12 protein-coding genes are annotated in these 17,666 nt (G+C 68.4%); 3 read left to right on the plus strand and 9 right to left on the minus strand.

Annotated elements, in window-relative coordinates; all coding sequences use genetic code 11:
- Window positions 1-36: 36 nt before the first annotated feature.
- Window positions 37-1,671, minus strand: coding sequence for a citramalate synthase (gene cimA, locus EF888_RS12190; RefSeq protein ID WP_109758331.1), 1,635 nt, complete (start codon window positions 1,669-1,671; stop codon window positions 37-39).
- A complete protein-coding gene (cysS, locus tag EF888_RS12195) occupies window positions 1,668-3,053 on the minus strand; it encodes a cysteine--tRNA ligase (RefSeq protein WP_109758330.1) in 1,386 nt (461 codons plus the stop codon). Before cysS ends, cimA begins: the two co-directional genes overlap by 4 nt.
- Before the next feature lie 287 nt (window positions 3,054-3,340).
- On the opposite strand from cysS, the gene typA reads away from it, so the two are divergent.
- The 3 genes from typA (at window position 3,341) to EF888_RS12210 (ending at window position 7,217) form a co-directional block, all read left to right on the plus strand.
- Entirely contained in the window at window positions 3,341-5,158 is a 1,818-nt protein-coding gene (gene typA / locus EF888_RS12200) for a translational GTPase TypA (RefSeq protein WP_109758329.1), read from the plus strand.
- 92 nt (window positions 5,159-5,250) lie between these two features.
- Window positions 5,251-6,426: a pyridoxal phosphate-dependent aminotransferase gene (locus tag EF888_RS12205; RefSeq protein WP_109758328.1), complete on the plus strand. Its 1,176-nt coding sequence runs from the start codon at window positions 5,251-5,253 to the stop codon at window positions 6,424-6,426.
- The gene (locus EF888_RS12210; RefSeq protein ID WP_109758327.1) at window positions 6,423-7,217 is read left to right on the plus strand and encodes an isocitrate lyase/PEP mutase family protein; all 795 of its coding nucleotides are present in this window, start codon (window positions 6,423-6,425) and stop codon (window positions 7,215-7,217) included. The genes EF888_RS12205 and EF888_RS12210 overlap by 4 nt, the downstream gene beginning before the upstream one ends.
- Here the strand turns inward: EF888_RS12210 and EF888_RS12215 are convergent.
- The 7 genes from EF888_RS12215 to EF888_RS12245 form a co-directional block, all read right to left on the minus strand.
- Complete coding sequence (locus EF888_RS12215; RefSeq protein ID WP_338143029.1) at window positions 7,214-7,690, minus strand: MOSC domain-containing protein; 477 nt, start codon at window positions 7,688-7,690, stop codon at window positions 7,214-7,216. The two genes, EF888_RS12210 and EF888_RS12215, sit on opposite strands and share 4 nt — an antisense overlap.
- Before the next feature lies 1 nt (window position 7,691).
- Window positions 7,692-7,979: a DUF1330 domain-containing protein gene (locus EF888_RS12220; RefSeq protein ID WP_109758325.1), complete on the minus strand. Its 288-nt coding sequence runs from the start codon at window positions 7,977-7,979 to the stop codon at window positions 7,692-7,694.
- A 1-nt stretch (window position 7,980) separates the two neighbouring features.
- Window positions 7,981-10,647 (minus strand): alanine--tRNA ligase, encoded by a 2,667-nt coding sequence (alaS, locus tag EF888_RS12225; RefSeq protein WP_109758324.1) that lies wholly within the window; start codon window positions 10,645-10,647, stop codon window positions 7,981-7,983.
- A 198-nt stretch (window positions 10,648-10,845) separates the two neighbouring features.
- Window positions 10,846-11,931 (minus strand): recombinase RecA, encoded by a 1,086-nt coding sequence (recA, locus tag EF888_RS12230; RefSeq protein ID WP_109758323.1) that lies wholly within the window; start codon window positions 11,929-11,931, stop codon window positions 10,846-10,848.
- Between the two features lie 162 nt (window positions 11,932-12,093).
- Window positions 12,094-14,397: a hybrid sensor histidine kinase/response regulator gene (locus EF888_RS12235; RefSeq protein WP_241239658.1), complete on the minus strand. Its 2,304-nt coding sequence runs from the start codon at window positions 14,395-14,397 to the stop codon at window positions 12,094-12,096.
- A gap of 76 nt (window positions 14,398-14,473) precedes the next feature.
- Entirely contained in the window at window positions 14,474-15,640 is a 1,167-nt protein-coding gene (locus EF888_RS12240; protein WP_109758322.1) for an RsmB/NOP family class I SAM-dependent RNA methyltransferase, read from the minus strand.
- A gap of 15 nt (window positions 15,641-15,655) precedes the next feature.
- Window positions 15,656-17,632: a hypothetical protein gene (locus EF888_RS12245; protein WP_109758321.1), complete on the minus strand. Its 1,977-nt coding sequence runs from the start codon at window positions 17,630-17,632 to the stop codon at window positions 15,656-15,658.
- Window positions 17,633-17,666 lie beyond the last annotated feature (34 nt).

The following is a 17,666-nucleotide window of genomic DNA, read 5'->3' on the forward strand; positions in this document are numbered from 1 at the left end:
GCCGTCGGGGGCAGAGCCCCCAGCCCGCTCCCGGTCTCACTCCGCCGCCTTGGACACCGCCGTGTCCCGCACGAGCTTCCACTCGATCGCGTCCACCAGCGCCTGGAACGAGGCGTCGACGATGTTGGCCGACACGCCGACCGTGGCCCAGGCCCGGCCCTCGTCGTCGGCGAAGTCGATGACCACCTGCGTCACGGCCTCGGTGCCGCCTTGCGTGATCCGCACCTTGAAGTCGGTCAGCCGCATGTCGTCGATCCGCGCCTGCCAGGGTCCCAGGTCCGACTTCAGCGCCTGCCACAGCGCGTTCACCGGGCCGTCGTCCTGCATCTCCTGCGGATGCTCGTTCTTGAAGTAGCTCGTGACCGGACCGTCGCGGGTCGAGATAGTCACGACCGCCTCGGATTCGACCACGATCTCGCCCTTGGCGTTGCGCCGGCGCTCCGAGATGACGCGATAGCGCTCGACGTCGAAGAAGTCCTGCGCGAGGCCGAGCCCCTTTCGCGCCAACAATTCGAAGCTGGCCTGCGCGCTGTCGTAGGCGAAGCCCTGCGCCTCGCGCTCCTTCACCGTGTCGAGGATGCGGCCCAGGGCAGGGTCGCCCTTCTCGGCCTCGATCCCCATTTCGGACAGGCGCCGCAAGAGGTTCGACTGCCCGGCCTGGTTCGACATCGGCACGATGCGCGCATTGCCCACGATTTCCGGCGCCACATGCTCGTAGGTCGTCGGGTCCTTGACGATGGCGCTCGCGTGAAGCCCGGCCTTGTGAGCGAAGGCCGAAGCGCCGACGTAAGGCGCGCTGCGCAGCGGAATGCGGTTCAGGATGTCGTCGAGCATCCGGCTCGTCCGTGTCAGGCGCGCCAGCGCGTCGGGCGTCACCCCGGTCTCGAACCGGCTGGCGTAGGGCTCCTTCAGCAGAAGCGTTGGGATCAGCGTGGTGAGGTTCGCGTTGCCGCAGCGCTCGCCCAGGCCGTTCAGCGTGCCCTGGATCTGCCGCGCGCCGGCGTCGACGGCGGCGAGGCTCGCCGCCACGGCGTTGCCGGTGTCGTCGTGGGTGTGGATGCCCAGGCGCTCGCCGGGGATGTCCGCCGCGATCACCTCGGCCGTGATGCGTCCTACGTCGGCGGGCAGTGTGCCGCCGTTGGTGTCGCACAGGACGATCCACCGCGCGCCCGCGTCCCGTGCCGCGATCAGGCAGTCGAGCGCATAGGCGCGGTTGGCCGACCATCCGTCGAAGAAATGCTCGGCGTCGAACAGCGCCTCTCTCCCTTGGGCGACGAGATGGGCGATGCTCTCGCGGATATTCGCGAGATTCTCCTCCAGCGTGATCCCCAGCGCGGTGTCGACGTGGAAATCGTAGGTCTTGCCGACGAGGCACACGGCGGGGGTGTTGGCGTTCAGGACGGCGGCGAGGACGTCGTCGTTCGCCGCCGACCGGCCCGCACGCTTGGTCATGCCGAAGGCCGTAAAGGTTGCGCGCGTCTGCGGCCTCTGGTCGAAGAAGGCGCTGTCGGTCGGGTTCGCCCCCGGCCAGCCGCCCTCGATGTAGTCGACACCGAGCGCGTCCAGCGCCTGCGCGATCTGGGTCTTCTCGTTGGCCGAGAACTGGACGCCCTGCGTCTGCTGCCCGTCCCGGAGCGTGGTGTCGAAGAGGGAGAGGCGCTCTGGCGTCATTCCACGCCCTCCAGCCGGCCCGCGTCGAACTCCGGCAGGATCTCGGCACTGGCTTCGCCGTCCTTCGCCGACAGCTTCAGCCCGGCGCCCTCCAACTGAGCCTTCAACGCATCCGCCGCCGCGAAATCCCGCGCCTCGCGCAGCGCCTGCCAGCGGCGGAGGAGCGGCACCAGCAGATCGGCATGAGGCCCTTCGCCCGTCGCCGTGCTGACGAATTCGGGCTCGAGAGCGCGGAACCAGTCGACGTCCTCGGCTTCAGGAAATCCAAGGAGTTGCATCGCGGCCTTGAGGTAGGGGGCCGAGAAGGAATTCATCTCGACCATCGCGAGGTGCGTGTTCAGGTCGTCCGCCAGCGCCGTCACGACGCTTGTCGGCACGACCTTCGCCGGCTCGACGCCATCCGTCTTGCGGAACCACGCCGCCAGACGGTTCGTCGCCTCCACCCGCTTCTTTTCGGTCCAGTCCATCGGCTTGCGGTAGTGCGTCGACAGGAACACGAAGCGGATCACCTCGCCCGGGATACCCTGGTCCAGCAGGTCGCGCACCGTGAAGAAGTTGCCGAGCGACTTCGACATCTTCTTGCCCTCGACCTGAAGCATCTCGTTGTGCAGCCAGATCCGCGCGAAGGCGTGACCGCTGCATTTCGACTGCGCGATCTCGTTTTCGTGGTGCGGGAAGATCAGGTCGTTTCCGCCGCCGTGGATATCGAAGCTCTCGCCCAGAAGTCCCTGCGCCATCGCCGAGCACTCGATGTGCCAGCCGGGCCGCCCCCGGCCCCAGGGGCTCTCCCAGCCCGGAAGGTCGTCGGTCGAAGGCTTCCAGAGGACGAAGTCCATCGGGTCTTCCTTGTAAGGCGCCACCTCGACGCGGGCGCCCGCGATCATGTCGTCGACGGATCGGCCGGACAGCTTGCCGTAGTCGTCGTAGGACCGAACGCGAAACAGGACATGCCCCTCGGCCTCGTAGGCGTGGCCGCTCGCGATCAGCCCCTCGATCATCGCGACCATCTGGGCGATCCACTCGGTCGCCCGCGGCATCGCCGTGGGCTCCAGCGCGCCCACAGCCGCCATGTCCTCCAGATACCAGGCCGCGGTCTCGTCCGTGATCTCGCGGATGGTCCGGCCGCTCTCAGTGGCGCGCGCGTTGATCTTGTCGTCCACGTCGGTGACGTTGCGGACGTAGGTCACGTTCTCCGCGCCGTAGACGTGGCGCAGAAGCCGGAACAGCACGTCGAAGACGATGACGGGCCGCGCGTTCCCGATATGCGCGCGGTCATAGACCGTGGGTCCGCAGACATACATCGACGGCTTGCCCTCAACGACGAGAGGCTCCAGCGGGTCCTTCCGGCGGGTCGCGGTGTTGGTCAGTCTGATCTCGGTCATGCTCGATCCTCGGGAGGGCGTCCCGCGCGGGCTTTACCAAGGTCGATGGAGAGTGGAAAGGACCGGCCCGCGCGACTGTTGTCAGCGGATGATAATGCAGCGAATGATGCAGATCGCTCGGGTCATGGGCCTTGTCCCTACCCGATCGATGCACATGTGGGAAGAGAAATCCGCCGGTGGCTCTTTGCCACGGTCGCTTGGGGACGCACCGTCGCGGCGGGGTTTTCCGCTGGCATATCCCTTGTGGCCGGGCTAGGCCCCCGCCCGACACCCGAAAAAGGTCCGACATGGAACTCCGCAATATCGCCATCATCGCGCACGTCGACCACGGCAAGACGACCCTTGTCGACGAGCTGCTCAAGCAGTCCGGCGCCTTCCGCGTCGGAGAGGCGGTGGCCGAGCGCGCGATGGATTCGAACGATCTCGAACGCGAGCGGGGCATCACAATCCTCGCCAAGTGCACCTCGGTTCTCTGGCGCGGCACGCGCATCAACATCGTGGACACGCCAGGCCACGCCGACTTCGGCGGCGAGGTCGAGCGCATCCTGTCGATGGTCGACGGCGTGGTCCTCCTGGTCGACGCGGCCGAAGGCCCGATGCCCCAGACGAAGTTCGTCACCTCAAAGGCGCTCGCCCTCGGCCTGCGCCCGATCGTGGTGCTGAACAAGGTCGACAAGCCCGACGCCGAGCCCGACCGCGCCCTGAACGAGGTCTTCGACCTCTTCGCGGCGCTCGACGCCGACGAGGACCAACTCGACTTCCCGCACCTCTACGCCTCGGGCCGCTCCGGCTGGGCCGACGCCGAGCTTGACGGGCCGAGAAAGGGTCTCTCGGCGCTCTTCGACCTCATCGTCCACCACGTTCCCCGCCCCCGGCAACAGAAGCGCGACGGCGAGGATTTCCGGATGCTGGCGACGACCCTCGGGGCCGACCCCTATCTCGGGCGGATCCTGACGGGACGTGTCGAGTCGGGCCGCCTCAAGGTCGGCGCGACGGTCCAGGCGTTGTCTCGCGTCGGCCAGAAGGTCGAGCAGTTCCGCGTGACGAAGATTCTCGCCTACCGCGGCCTGGCTCAGCAATCGGTCGACGAGGTGCTTGCCGGCGACATCGTTTCGATTGCCGGCATGACCAAGGCGACCGTGGCCGACACGATCTGCGCCCTGGCGGTCGAGGACGCGATTCCCGCGCAACCCATCGACCCGCCGACGATCAGCGTCACCTTCGGCATCAACGACAGCCCGCTTGCCGGCCGCGACGGCAAGAAGGTGCAGAGCCGCGTCATCCGCGAGCGCCTGATGAAGGAGGCCGAGACCAACGTCGCCATCCGCGTCAAGGACACCCCCGGCGGCGAGGCCTTCGAGGTTTCGGGACGAGGCGAGCTTCAGATGGGCGTCCTGATCGAGAACATGCGCCGCGAGGGGTTCGAGCTGTCCATATCGCGCCCACAGGTGATCTTCCGCGAGATCGATGGCGAACGTCACGAGCCGGTCGAGGAAGTGACCATCGACGTCGACGACGACTATACCGGCGCCGTGATCGAAAAGCTGACTGGCCCCCGCAAGGGCGACATGACCGAGATGAAGCCCGCGGGCACGGGCAAGACCCGGATCGTGGCGCTGATCCCGTCGCGCGGGCTTATCGGCTATCACGGCGAGTTCCTGACCGACACGCGCGGCACGGGCGTCCTGAACCGCGTCTTCCACTCCTGGCAGCCGTACAAGGGCCCGATCCAGGGTCGCAGGCAGGGCGTGCTGATCTCGATGGAGGACGGCGTCTCGGTCGCCTACGCACTCTGGGGGCTCGAAGAGCGCGGTCGCCTCTTCATCGGTGCGCAGGAGCAGGTCTACGAGGGCATGGTCATCGGCGAGCACAGCCGGGACAACGATCTCGACGTGAACCCGCTGAAGGGCAAGAAGCTGACCAACGTTCGCGCCTCGGGCACGGACGAGGCGGTGCGGCTGACGACGCCCATCACCATGTCGCTGGAACAGGCCATCGCCTATATCGACGACGACGAACTGGTCGAGGTCACGCCGAATGCGATCCGGCTGCGCAAGCGCTTCCTCGATCCCCACGAACGGAAACGCGCGGCTCGGGCGGGCTGACGCGCCTCCGGCTGCGACCCATGCCGGACGGTGATGGGTGCAGGCTCGAACCTTGATTTGACTCGAGTGCGGGCTTTTGTCCCACTCGGGCCATGAAAGTCTCCGACCGCATCGCCGGTCTGACGGGCGGCGGCCCCGACGGCTGGGACCTCTATCGCAAGGCGCGCCGCATGATCGCGGAGGGCGTCTCCGTGACCGAATTGACCATCGGCGAGCACGACGTCCGCACCGATCCCTCGATCCTCGAAGCCATGCGCGCCTCGGCGGCGGGCGGTCACACGGGCTACGCCGCCCTGCCCGGCACGGATGCCTTGCGCACTGCGGTCGCCGCGCGGATCGAGGCGCGGACGGGCGTTCCAACCTCGCGGCGCAATGTCGTCATCACGCCGGGCGGTCAGGCGGCCCTTTTCGCCGCGCATGTCGTCGCCTGCGATCCGGGCGACCGGGCCCTCTTCATCGACCCCTACTACGCGACGTACCCCGGCACGATCCGGGCCGCAGGCGCAATAGCCGTGACGGTCGCCGCAGAGGCCGAGCGCGACTTCCGGCCCGACCCGGCGGCGATCGAGGCGGCACTTCCGGCGCGGTCCATCCTCGTCAACTCGCCCAACAACCCGACCGGAGTGGTTTACGACCGCGCCACGCTTGACGGCATCGGCGAGGTAGCGCGCGCGCATGACCTCTGGATCGTGTCGGACGAGGTCTACGACACACAGGTCTGGAGTGGCGCGCACCTGTCGCCCCGCGCCCTGCCGGGCCTCGCGGAGCGCACCCTTGTGGTGGGCTCGCTGTCGAAGAGCCACGCGATGACCGGAAGCCGCCTCGGCTGGCTGGCGGGCCCGGAGGAGGCCATCGCGCACGCGATCAACCTGACGACACATACGACCTACGGCGTCCCCGGCTTCGTCCAGGACGCGGGCCTTTTCGCTCTGGCACGGGGCGAGGCGCTTGAAACCGCAATCGCCGCACCCTTCCGGCGGCGTCACGCCCTGGCCATGCGTGTCCTTTCGTCCGCTGGGGTGCGTGTGGTGCCTTCGACGGCCAGCATGTACGTCATGGCGGACATCCGGCCCACGGGCCTGTCGGGCGAGGCGTTCGCCGACCGCCTGCTCGACACCCATGCCATCGCCGTCATGCCGGGCGAAAGCTTTGGCCGTGCAGCGGCGGGACATCTCCGGATCGCGCTGACGGTGGCGGACGACCGTCTCGATGCAGCGCTGACGACATTGGCGAATTTCCACAATACATTGAAAAGGCAGGCCGCATGACGTTCCGAGACCTTCACCGCAAAGGCGACCCCTTCATCTTGGCAAACGCCTGGGACGCGGGCTCGGCCCGGATGCTCGCGGCGCTCGGCGCCCCCGCCATCGCAACCTCGTCGGCTGCCCACGCCTTCACGCTCGGCCGGCCCGACGGCGGGACGGTGTCGCGGGACGAAGCGCTTTCCCATGCCGAGGCGCTGGTCGCCGCCGTCTCCGTCCCTGTGTCGGGCGACTTCGAGAACGGCTTCGGCCACGCACCCGACGATGTGGCCGAGACGGTGCGCCTCGCCGCCGAGGTCGGGCTCGCCGGCATCTCGATCGAGGATGCCGCCCTTCCCGACGACCGGGCCTATCCTCGCGACGAGGCCGTCGAGCGCATACGCGCCGCCGCCTCCGCCGCCCGCGCCCTGCCCCGCGACTTCGTCCTCGTCGCCCGCGCGGACGGGGTGTTGAACGGGCACTACGACATCGACGAGGCGCTGGCCCGCATCCGGGCCTTCGACGCCGCTGGCGCGGATTGCCTCTATGTGCCTCTGCCGAAGACGGTCGACGACCTGAAGCGCGTGATCGCCGCGACCGGGAAGCCCGTCAACGTGCTGGTGGCCGGTCCCTATGCCCGGATGTCCCGCGCCGAGTTCGCCGCCATGGGCGCGGCGCGCCTGTCCCTCGGCTCGGCGCTCGCGCGCGTCACGCACCGAGTGATCCGCGACGCGGGAAAGGCCATGTTCGGAGCGGGCGACTTCACCGCTTTGACGAACGGCATGTCCGGAAGCGAGGTCGACGCCCTGTTGAGCTAGAGCGGAAGAACCGCATCGCCGACACGGATGCGGCCGGGCGAGACGACCTCGGCCGTCATACCGCCATGTCCGCGCATCGCGGAATAGCCGCCTGGACCAAGCGCCTCTTCCATCCGGGAACAGGGCGCGCAGGGGCCGGTCACCCTCACCTCTGCCGTGCCGATGAGAAGGGTGCGCTCTTTGAGAGCCGACAGGTTCAGACCCGAGACGACGAGGTTCCGGCGCAAGAGGGTGGCGTCGATCTCCTGCCGCCCCACGAGAGCCGCGATGACGGGCAGATGCTCGGCCAGGATCAGCGTCAGCGCCCGCTTTCCGGGTCGGGCGTGGTCCTCTTCCAGCCCCGCTTCGGTCAGATCGGCGGCATCGACAGTCACCATGTCCGCCCGCCGCTCCGGCCGCGCGAGAATCGCCTCGATCCGGCCGTCGCGGGCGTGCCGCGCCATCATCTGGCCAAGCGGAGTGTCCGCCCTCACGTCACTCGGTGGTTTCGACGATCAGAAGCTCGCGCTCGGCCGCGCCGCGCGCGTGGCTCAGTGCTTCCTGGTACTCGGGCGAGTTGTAGCATTCCTCGGCCGCCTCGACCGACGGGAACTTCGCCACGACGTTGCGCGGCCGTTCCTTGCCCTCGAGTTGCACGAAGCGGCCGGCCCGCGCGATGAAGTGCCCGCCGTGCTTCTCGATGGCGGGACCGGCCAGCTTGGCATAGCGGCCATAGGCGTCGGCGTCGGTCACGGTGACGTGGGCGATCCAGAGTGCGGGCATGTCAGGTCTCCATCAACTTCTTCACGGCGAATATGGCCGCCTCGGCATTCTCGGTCGACGGACCGCCGCCCTGGGCCATGTCGGGACGGCCGCCGCCGCCCTTGCCGCCCAATTCGGCCACCGCCACGCGCACCATGTCGACGGCGGACAGTCGCCCCGTCAGGTCGTCCGTGACGCCTGCCGCGACCACCGCCTTGCCACCGGCGTCGGCGATCAACAGGACCGCGCCCGAACCCAGCCGCGCCTTGTGCTCGTCGATAAGCGGAGGAAGATCCTTGCCGTTGACGCCCGAAACCACCTGAGCGAGAAGCTTGACGCCGCCCACCTCCTCGGCTTCCGACGCGCCCGCGGCTCCGCCTCCCATGGCGAGCTTGCGGCGCAAATCCGCGACCTCGTCCTGCAACTGCCGCCGCTCGGCCTGAAGCGCCTTCACGCGCTCGACCACCTCGCCCGGCGCCGTCTTCAACGTCCCCGCAACCTCGGCCATACGCCGCGACTGCTCGGCAAGGTGGCGCATCGCCTCCTGCCCCGTCAGCGCCTCGATCCGCCGCACGCCCGCCGAGGACGCGCTTTCGCCGAGGACGACGCAAAGCCCGATGTCGCCCGTGCGGCGGACATGCGTGCCGCCGCAAAGCTCGATCGACCAGGTCTGGCCGTCAGCCCCCTTGCCGGTGACCGCTCGGCCCATGCTGACCACGCGAACCTCATCGCCGTACTTCTCGCCGAAAAGCGCCTGAGCCCCGATGGCGCGGGCGTCGTCGGGCGTCATGATGCGCGTCTCGACGGGTGCGTTCTGGCGGATGAAGTCGTTCACCTCTTCCTCGACGCGCGCCAGTTCCTCGGCCGTCAGCGCCTTCTGGTGGCTGAAGTCGAAGCGCAGCCGGTCCGGCGCGTTCAGCGAGCCGCGCTGCGCGACGTGGGGTCCAAGCGCGCCGCGCAGGGCCTCGTGCAGCAGGTGCGTCGCCGAGTGGTTCGCCCGGATCGCCGAGCGGCGGGTGTGGTCGACCTTGAGCGCGACCGGAGCGCCGACGATCAGCCTTCCCGCCGTGACCGTCGCCTGGTGCCCCCAGACCCGCCCGCCCGCGAAGCGCCGCGTGTCGGCGACCTCGGCCATGTCGTCGGCCTCGCCCACGCCGCGCAGGGTGCCGGTGTCGCCGACCTGGCCGCCCGCCTCTCCGTAGAAGGGCGTCTGGTTCGTCACGACCCAGCCCGTCTCGCCCTCTTCCAGCGCGTTGACGGTCACGCCCTCGCGCAGGATGGCGAGGATCTGCCCTTCCGCCGTCTCGGTGTCGTAGCCCAGAAACTCGGTCGCGCCGTGCATCTCGGCCAGGTCAAACCAGACGGTCGCGTCCTTGGCCTCGCCGGTCCCGGCCCAGGCCGCGCGTGCCTTGGCCTTCTGCTCGGACATCGCCGCGTCGAAGCCCGCCACGTCGACCCCGCGTTTCTTCTCGCGCATCGCGTCCTGCGTCAGGTCGAGCGGGAAGCCGAAGGTGTCATAGAGCCGAAACGCCGCCTCGCCCGGAAGGTCCGAGCCCTCGGGTATGCGCGTCAATTCCTCGTCCAGCAGTCGCAGCCCCCGGTCGAGCGTCTGGAGGAACCGCGATTCCTCCAGCTTCATCGTCTCCTCGATCATCGGCTGCGCGCGTCTCAACTCGGGATAGGCGCGCCCCATCTCGGCCACCAGCGTCGGCACCAGCCTGTGCATCACCGGGTCCTTGGCCCCGGCCATGTGGGCATGGCGCATCGCGCGCCGCATGATCCGGCGCAGGACATAGCCGCGCCCCTCGTTCGACGGCATCACCCCGTCCGCGATCAGGAAGGACGTCGAGCGCAAGTGGTCGGCCACCACGCGGTGGTGGACGTTGTCCGGCCCGTCCGGGTCCGAGGACGTCGCGTGAGCCGACGCCTCGATCAGCGCGCGCATGGTGTCGGTGTCGTAGTTGTCGTGCTTGCCCTGCAGAAGCGCGCCGATCCGCTCCAGTCCCATGCCTGTGTCGATCGACTGCATGTCGAGCGCGCGCATCGAGCCGTCCTCGAACTGCTCGTTCTGCATGAAGACGACGTTCCAGATCTCGATGAAGCGGTCGCCGTCCTCGTCCGGGCTGCCCGGAGGCCCGCCCCAGATGTGGTCGCCGTGGTCGTAGAAGATCTCGGTGCAGGGACCGCAGGGCCCTGTGGGCCCCATCTGCCAGAAGTTGTCGGATGTCGCGATCCGGATGATCCGGTCCTCGGGCACGCCGACCTTCTTCCAGATCGCCGCTGCCTCGTCGTCGGTGTGATAGACCGTCGTCAGAAGCCGCGACTTGTCGATCCCGAAATCCTGCGTCAGCAGGTTCCAGGCGAAGGGGATCGCCTCTTCCTTGAAATAGTCGCCGAACGAGAAATTCCCCAGCATCTCGAAAAAGGTGTGGTGCCGCGCGGTATAGCCCACATTGTCCAGATCGTTGTGCTTGCCGCCCGCCCGCACGCACTTCTGCGCCGTCGTCGCCCGCGTGTAGTCCCGGCGCTCCAGCCCCGTGAAGAGGTTCTTGAACTGGACCATGCCCGAGTTCGTGAACATCAGCGTGGGATCGTTGCGCGGCACGAGCGGAGAGGACGGGACGACCCTGTGGCCGTTGCGTTCGAAGTAGGACAGGAAGGTCGAGCGGATGTCGTTGAGGCTGGTCATGGGTCACGCGTCTTTCGGGGCAGGGCTCGGGATAACCCGTTCCCATCAGACGGTAAAGCGTCATGGGCGGCGCGACCGGGCGGGACGCCTTTCTTCTTGGCGGAAATACTCCGGGGGGGTGAATTTGCCGAAGGCAAAAAGGGGGGCCGCAGCCCCCCTCCGTCACGGCACCGCGAGGGCGCCGGCGATCACTCTCGCCTAGGCTTCGACCACGCCGTCGTCGTCGACGCTCGCCGCTTCGTCGTCCGAGCCGCCGAAATCCAGCCCGTGCGACGCGCGGATCTTGTCCTCGATCGACCAGGCGACGTCGGGATTTTCCTTGAGGAAGGTCTTCGCGTTCTCGCGGCCCTGCCCGATGCGCTCGTCACCGTAGGAGAACCACGAGCCCGACTTCTCGACCACGCCGGCCTTGACGCCGAGGTCGATCAGCTCGCCCGTCTTCGAGATGCCCTCGCCATACATGATGTCGAACTCGACCTGCTTGAACGGCGGCGCCACCTTGTTCTTCACGACCTTGACGCGGGTGGTGTTGCCCACGACCTCGTCCCGGTCCTTGATCGAACCGATCCGGCGGATGTCGAGGCGGACCGAGGAGTAGAACTTCAGCGCGTTGCCGCCCGTCGTCGTCTCGGGCGAGCCGAACATGACGCCGATCTTCATGCGGATCTGGTTGATGAAGACCACGGTGCATTTCGACCGCGCAATGGACGAGGTCAGCTTGCGCATCGCCTGGCTCATCAGGCGGGCGTGGACGCCGACGGAGGAGTCGCCCATGTCGCCTTCAAGCTCGGACTTCGGCGTAAGTGCTGCCACCGAGTCGATGACGACCATGCTGACCGCACCCGAACGCACCAGCGTGTCGACGATCTCGAGCCCCTGCTCGCCCGTGTCGGGCTGCGAGATCAGAAGCTCGTCCAGGTTCACGCCCAGCTTCCTGGCGTACAGCGGATCGAGCGCGTGCTCGGCGTCGACGAAGGCGCAGACGCCGCCCTTCTTCTGCTCTTCGGCCACGCAATGCAGCGTCAGCGTGGTCTTGCCCGAAGACTCGGGCCCGTAGATCTCGACGATGCGGCCCTTGGGCAGGCCGCCGATGCCAAGGGCGATGTCGAGCCCGAGCGAACCGGTCGAGGTCGACTCGATCTCCGGGATCGGGTTGTCGCCGCCCAGCTTCATGATCGACCCCTTGCCGAACTGCCGTTCGATCTGGGCCAGCGCCGAGTCGAGCGCCTTCTGCTTTTCGCTGTCTTTCTTGGGAGTCATGCTTAGGAGTTCAGCCGTGGCCATGGGATCCTGTTCCTTATTTCACGTCCGCCGCAGAGCGGCAACGCTTGCTCGTGTTCGCCTCTTGTTCTTGTGACCGTTATGAGATCAAAAAGAGAACATTGCAACCGGTTTGTCTCGAATTCTATGTGCCGTTGCGGTTAAGGAAGCGTTACGCCTCGCGCCTCAGGACACCTGTTCCTGCACCAGGGCGGTCAGTTGCTGCAGCGAGAACGGCTTCGGCAGGAACACCGAGTTCGGGATGCGCGACTGCTTTTCCGCCCGGCCCTCCTCGGCATAGCCCGACATGAAGACGACGCGAGTGTCGGGACGCTTCTTCAGGGCCTGCCGCACCCAGGTCGGGCCGTCCATGCCGGGCATGATGACGTCGGTGACGAAGACATCGACGCGGAAGCCGTCGTCGTCGAGGATCTTCAGCGCCACCTCGGCGTTCTCGGCCTCGACCACCGTATAGCCCCGCATCCTCAGCGCCCGCGAGGCGAAGGCGCGGACCGGAGCCTCGTCCTCGACAAGAAGGATGACCCCGTCGCCCCGCCCGGAAGGCGCGCGCGCGGGCAGCGACACGACGGGCGCCACAGGGTCCGCCGGCACCGAATTGGCGGGGAAATACAGGCTGAAGACCGTGCCCCGCCCGGTCTCGCTGTCGACGAAGATGTATCCGCCCGTCTGCTTGACGATGCCATAGGCCGTCGACAGGCCAAGACCCGTTCCCTCTCCCGTCTTCTTGGTGGTGTAGAAGGGCTCGAAGATCTTCGACAGACCGTCCGGCGCGATGCCGATGCCGGTGTCGCGCACCTCGATCACCACGTAATTTCCGGCGGGGACGCGGGCGCGGTCGCGGGTCACGTCGTCCGTCAGGACCTCGCTATGGGTCTCGATGGTCACCGTGCCCCCGTCAGGCATGGCGTCGCGCGCATTTACGACGAGGTTGACGAGCACCTGCTCGAGCTGACGGCGGTCGGCCCTTATGTCCTGCGGCCCCGGCCCGTGCTTGACGTCGAGCCGGATCCGCTCGCCGATCAGGCGGTTCAGCAGATGCCCCAGGTCCGACATCGTGTCCCGCAGGTCGAGCGCCTGTGGCTTGAGGTTCTGCTTGCGCGAAAAGGCGAGAAGCTGTCCGACCAGCGCCGCGGCCCGGTTGGCGTTCTGGCTGATCTGGATCAGGTCGGCATAGTCCGGATCGCCCGGATCGTGGCGCAGGAGAAGCAGGTCGCAGTGGCCCCCGATGGCCGTGAGCAGGTTGTTGAAGTCATGCGCCACCCCGCCCGCAAGCTGTCCGATGGCCTGCATCTTCTGGCTTTGGACGAACTGCGCCTCGAGCGTCTTCAATTCGGTCGCGTCGTTCAGAAGACCGACAAGCGTGACCTCCCCGTCCTCGACCGCTCGGCCAAGTGCTATCTGTAAGAAAAGCTCTTTCCCCGGCACGACGGCGCGCACGATCTCGGGCTTGAGAAGCCCCCTGCCCTCGGCCGCGGCGGCAAGCCAGTCGGCGATCGGGCGTCCCATCCCCTCGACCAGTTCGAAGAGCGGCGGCAGCGGACCGGGATCGAGCTCGAAGAGCGCGCGCGCCTGCGTGTTCGCTTCCAAAAGAGTTCCGTCGACGGCGATCTTCAGCATCGGCACCGGCAACAGATCGACAAGACCGGGCGAGCCGAGCGCCGCGGGACGGTCGGCGGCGGCAACGCGCGCGTCGGGAACGACGACGATGCGTCGCGTCTCCTTGTCGCCCGGCACCTCGAACAGCGTCACGGCAGCCTCTCCCTCCGCGAGGCGCAGCCTGTGGCGGCCGTCCGCGCGCAGCGGAAGATCGGCGACGAGGTCGGACAGCCGCTCGGGGCGGTCGCCGATCAGGGCCGAGGCGCCGGCATTCATGTCGAGGATGCGCCCCTCGGCAGAGACGGTCAGGATCGCGGGCTCCGGCGCTGTCGCGGGCAGCGCCTGCGGGGCCTGGCGGGGGGCCAGCGACCACAGAAGGCTGCCGCCCTCGGCCAAGGTCACGGTCAGTTCGTCTTCCCCCACGCGGCGCGTGGCCGATCCCGACGCCAGCGCACCTGCCGCGAGGGCGCGCAGGACATCCTCGGGTGCCGCGAAGTGGCCGACGAAGACACCGGCAAGCGGGGCGCCGGGGATCAGGTGGGCAAAGCCCTCGGCGGCAGGGTTCCGATCGATATAGGCCAGCCAGCGGTCGGTCAGGAACGCCGGGTGCGGATCTTCCCTCAGCCGCTTGACCACGGCGGGCCGCCGGACAAGCCTCCGCAGCCGAACCGCCGCAGCCTGCGCGCCCTTCATCAGCGACACGGACAGAAACCCTGCGCCCGCACCCATCAGAAGCGGTCGCACCACCGGGTGAGGGGCAAGCGCCGCGCCGAGGACCGCGAGACCGGACAGGATCAGGCAAAGGAAGACCCGCCGCCCCGTTTCGGGCGTGGCGAGATGAAGAAATGCGGCAGCCGGCTGAAGGTGCGTCACGATCTCCGCGCCCGAGGTTCACCCCCGATGTCTGGGACGGAAAGGTTAACGACTCCTTAAAGCCAAGGGGCGGGCCTCACTCCGCGCGGCGAAGTACGGCGATGAAGAAGCCGTCGCCGCCGTCGAGCGGCGTCCATACTTGGCGCGCGACCTCGGTCCAGCCTGTCGTCCTCGTCAGGAACGCCTGGATCCGAGCGCCATTCTCCTCGTCGAGAAGCGAGCATGTCGCGTAGGCGAGATAGCCTCCCGGTCGTACCAGAGGCGAGGCCTCGTCCAGGATGGTGTCCTGTATGCGCGTCAGATCCTCCAGCGCATGCGGGGTCAGCCGCCATTTCGCCTCGGGCTGCCGCCGCCATGCCCCGCTGCCAGAACAGGGCGCATCGCAGAGAACCGCGTCCATGCCACCCTTCGGCCGCGCGACCACGTCGATGCGGCACCCCGCCCGTTCGGCGCGCGCGGGAAGGTCGGACATGCGCCCCGAATTGACGTCGTGCGCAAGGACGCGCCCCGCACCTCCTGCCGCCAATGCCAGCGCCTTGCCGCCGCCGCCCGCGCAATAGTCGAGGACGGTTGCGCCCGTGACGTAGGGCAGCAGGGCCGCGACGGCCGCCTGCGAAGCAGCGTCCTGAAGCTCGACGAGGCCGTCGCGATAGGCAGCCGACGCCTGCACGCGGCGCGCATGTCCCGTGACCTCGAGCGCCGTGCCGCACAGAGGATGCGGCCGGCTCTCGATCCCCTCGCGCGCCAGATCGGATTGCGCCGCTTCCCGGCTCGTCCGTGCCGCGTTGACCCGCAGGAACACGGGGGCGCGGTCGCGCAGGGCGTCCAGCACGGGCGCAGTCGCGTCGCCGAGGCTCGCCTGGAGGCGCGGCAGGACCCAGTCCTGCACGTCGAGCCGCACCGGCTCGGGCGCATCGCCCAGAGGGGGCGGCAGGGCGCGTTCCTCGTCGGTAAGGGGAGCCGGAGCATGACCGATGCCGGTGAAAAGGCCGTCCGGGTCCTCTCCCCTGCTCCGCAGAAGCCCGAGCATCACGCGGCGGCCAGTCCGGCCCTGCCCCGACCATTCGGAGGAACGCAGCCTGCGGAGGGCATCGAATACGTGATCGCGGATCGCGGCGCGGTCTCCCGACCCCGCGAAACGGTGAGCACGGCCCCAATTGGTCAGGGTCTGCTCGGCCACGGCCCCGTCGAGCACGGCGTCAAGAATGTCGATGGCCGCGGCCACCCGCGCTTCGGGGGTCATCGGGCCGGTGCGGTCTCAGTCCGTGGTGCCGGTGTCGCCGTCGGAGGTTCCGCCGTCGCTGCCGCCGCCATTTCCGTTGCTGGTGTCGCTGTTGCCCGGCCCGCCGGTATCCTCGCCACCGCCCGAATCGACATCGGTTCCGCCGCCGCCGACGTCCACGTCGATGCCGCCTCCGCCGATATCGACGTCGATGCCACCGCCGCTATCGACCGGATCGCCTCCGGTGCTTCCGCCCGTGCTGCCTCCGGTGGAGGGAGCCGTCGGCACGCCGACCGATGGCGTGGCGGGCGCGGCGTACACAGGATCGGGACCGTCGTTCCGCGACCCCGTGGTGCGGCCATTGCCCGAGAAGATGCGGCTGAAAAGACCCTGCGGCTTCTTGCGGACGATGATGACCTGCGGCTGCGGCGGAAGCGTCTGGACGACCTTCGGCTGGACCACCGCGCGCGGCTTCTGCGGCTGAGCCACCACCTGCGGCGCGCCGTCACCCGACAGCCAGATCTCGGCCACGCCCGAGGCGGGCTTGGGCTCGAACCAGGTGAAGTCCTTCAGTTCGGCGTCATAGGCCTCGGCGAGCCTAGCCGCCGAATTCCGGTCGGTGTCGTGGAAGTAGCGCAGGTTGCGCGAGGCGATCGACAAGTCGACTTCCTTCACCTGCGTAACGGAGTGGCCGCGCTCCTGAAGGTCCTGCGACAGCGCCTGCGCGATCTTCGCGTCCGTCGTCTGCGGCACCAGGATCGTCACATCCAGAGAACCATCCGAGGTGACTGCGGGCGTTACGTCTTGCGGCGCCGTCTCCTCGGGAGCGGCCTCGGCCGGAATCACCTCGAGCGCCGGCGGCGCCTCCATCCCGGCCGGCGTCGGGTCGGGAACGACCGCCTCGCCCAGATCGGGCGGACGCACGGCCGGCACGTCCTCGGAGAAGAGCTGCGGCGTTCCGGCGGCTCCTTCGCCGTCGGAGGTTCCGGTCTCGGCCGGGGGCGCGGGACGCGAGCGGGGGACGGGCGAATAGATGATCGGCGCTTTCGGCGGCAGTGCGACGTCGGCGTCCGGCTCGAAGAGCTGTCCCGGACCACCCGTCGAGAAGCCCGGCGCCTGCGCAGACACTGGCACGACGATCGCCGTCTCGGACGGCGGCACATAGGCCTCGAGGCCGGCAATGTCGCGGGCAATGGCGGCAGGCGTCGCGATCGTCGCGGCAAGCGGCTTGCCCGGCGGCACAAGGGACGGCGCACGCCATTCCCCCGAGACCGTCTCGCCGGGACGCCAGAGCATCGACGTCGTCAGCCCAAGCGCCGGCACCAGCCCGAACCGCGGCGGAGGCGCGGCGGCCGGACCCTTTTCAAGCGGAGGGGCGACGGTGGTGAAGGGCAAGGCGGCGAGCGCGATCAGGAAAAGCGCCATGCCGCGCGGCCGGTTGCGCACATAGACGCGCGCCGGGTCGGCCGTTCCTGCAACGGCGCCGCTCTCGGGCTGCGGATCGGTCTCGGCCACGACGGCTGCGGCGGCGGCTTGAGCCGCGACCTGGCGTGCGGCGATGTCATGGACGTTCGGCGCACCGTCAGGAACCAGCCCGTCATCGCGGCGCGACGGCTGGACCAGGGGCGGGGTCGGATAGAGCCCGGTCGCGTCGTCTGCGTAAAGACGATCCACCATGGCAGGCGTGATAAGCGACGGCTCTTCCGACGCGGCCTTTTCGGCCTCGCGCGCCTCGCGCAGGGCATCGACACGGTCGGCGAAGTCGAAGTGGTCGTCGGTCTTTTCCTGAACGACGATCAGCGGCTGAGGCCGGAAGGCCTCGTCGTCCTCGACGTCTTCCTCCCACGGCATGGGGCGGCGTTTGGGAAGGGTCTTGCCGGCGGCCTTCTCGCGCAGCGCGACTTCGCGGCGGGCGCGGGCCTCGGCAAGGCGCGCAGCCCAACGCTCGTCGGCGTCGAGATCTACGACGGCGTCGTCCGGTTTCTCGTTAGACCTGTAGGCGCGGTCGGCCATAATTTCCACTCGCAAATAGCTGCTGCTCCCCAGA

Origin of the sequence: Silicimonas algicola, from assembly GCF_003970735.1 — a bacterium.
In the GTDB taxonomy this organism is placed as follows: domain Bacteria; phylum Pseudomonadota; class Alphaproteobacteria; order Rhodobacterales; family Rhodobacteraceae; genus Silicimonas; species Silicimonas algicola.

Coding starts and splice junctions, on each gene's coding strand:
- EF888_RS12240 (WP_109758322.1), bottom strand. CDS start 15,640: ATGACCCCCGAAGCGCGGGTGGCCGCGGCCATCGACATTCTTGACGCC.
- EF888_RS12210 (WP_109758327.1), top strand. CDS start 6,423: ATGACGTTCCGAGACCTTCACCGCAAAGGCGACCCCTTCATCTTGGCA.
- typA (WP_109758329.1), top strand. CDS start 3,341: ATGGAACTCCGCAATATCGCCATCATCGCGCACGTCGACCACGGCAAG.
- EF888_RS12220 (WP_109758325.1), bottom strand. CDS start 7,979: ATGCCCGCACTCTGGATCGCCCACGTCACCGTGACCGACGCCGACGCC.
- cysS (WP_109758330.1), bottom strand. CDS start 3,053: ATGACCGAGATCAGACTGACCAACACCGCGACCCGCCGGAAGGACCCG.
- recA (WP_109758323.1), bottom strand. CDS start 11,931: ATGGCCACGGCTGAACTCCTAAGCATGACTCCCAAGAAAGACAGCGAA.
- alaS (WP_109758324.1), bottom strand. CDS start 10,647: ATGACCAGCCTCAACGACATCCGCTCGACCTTCCTGTCCTACTTCGAA.
- EF888_RS12245 (WP_109758321.1), bottom strand. CDS start 17,632: ATGGCCGACCGCGCCTACAGGTCTAACGAGAAACCGGACGACGCCGTC.
- cimA (WP_109758331.1), bottom strand. CDS start 1,671: ATGACGCCAGAGCGCCTCTCCCTCTTCGACACCACGCTCCGGGACGGG.
- EF888_RS12205 (WP_109758328.1), top strand. CDS start 5,251: ATGAAAGTCTCCGACCGCATCGCCGGTCTGACGGGCGGCGGCCCCGAC.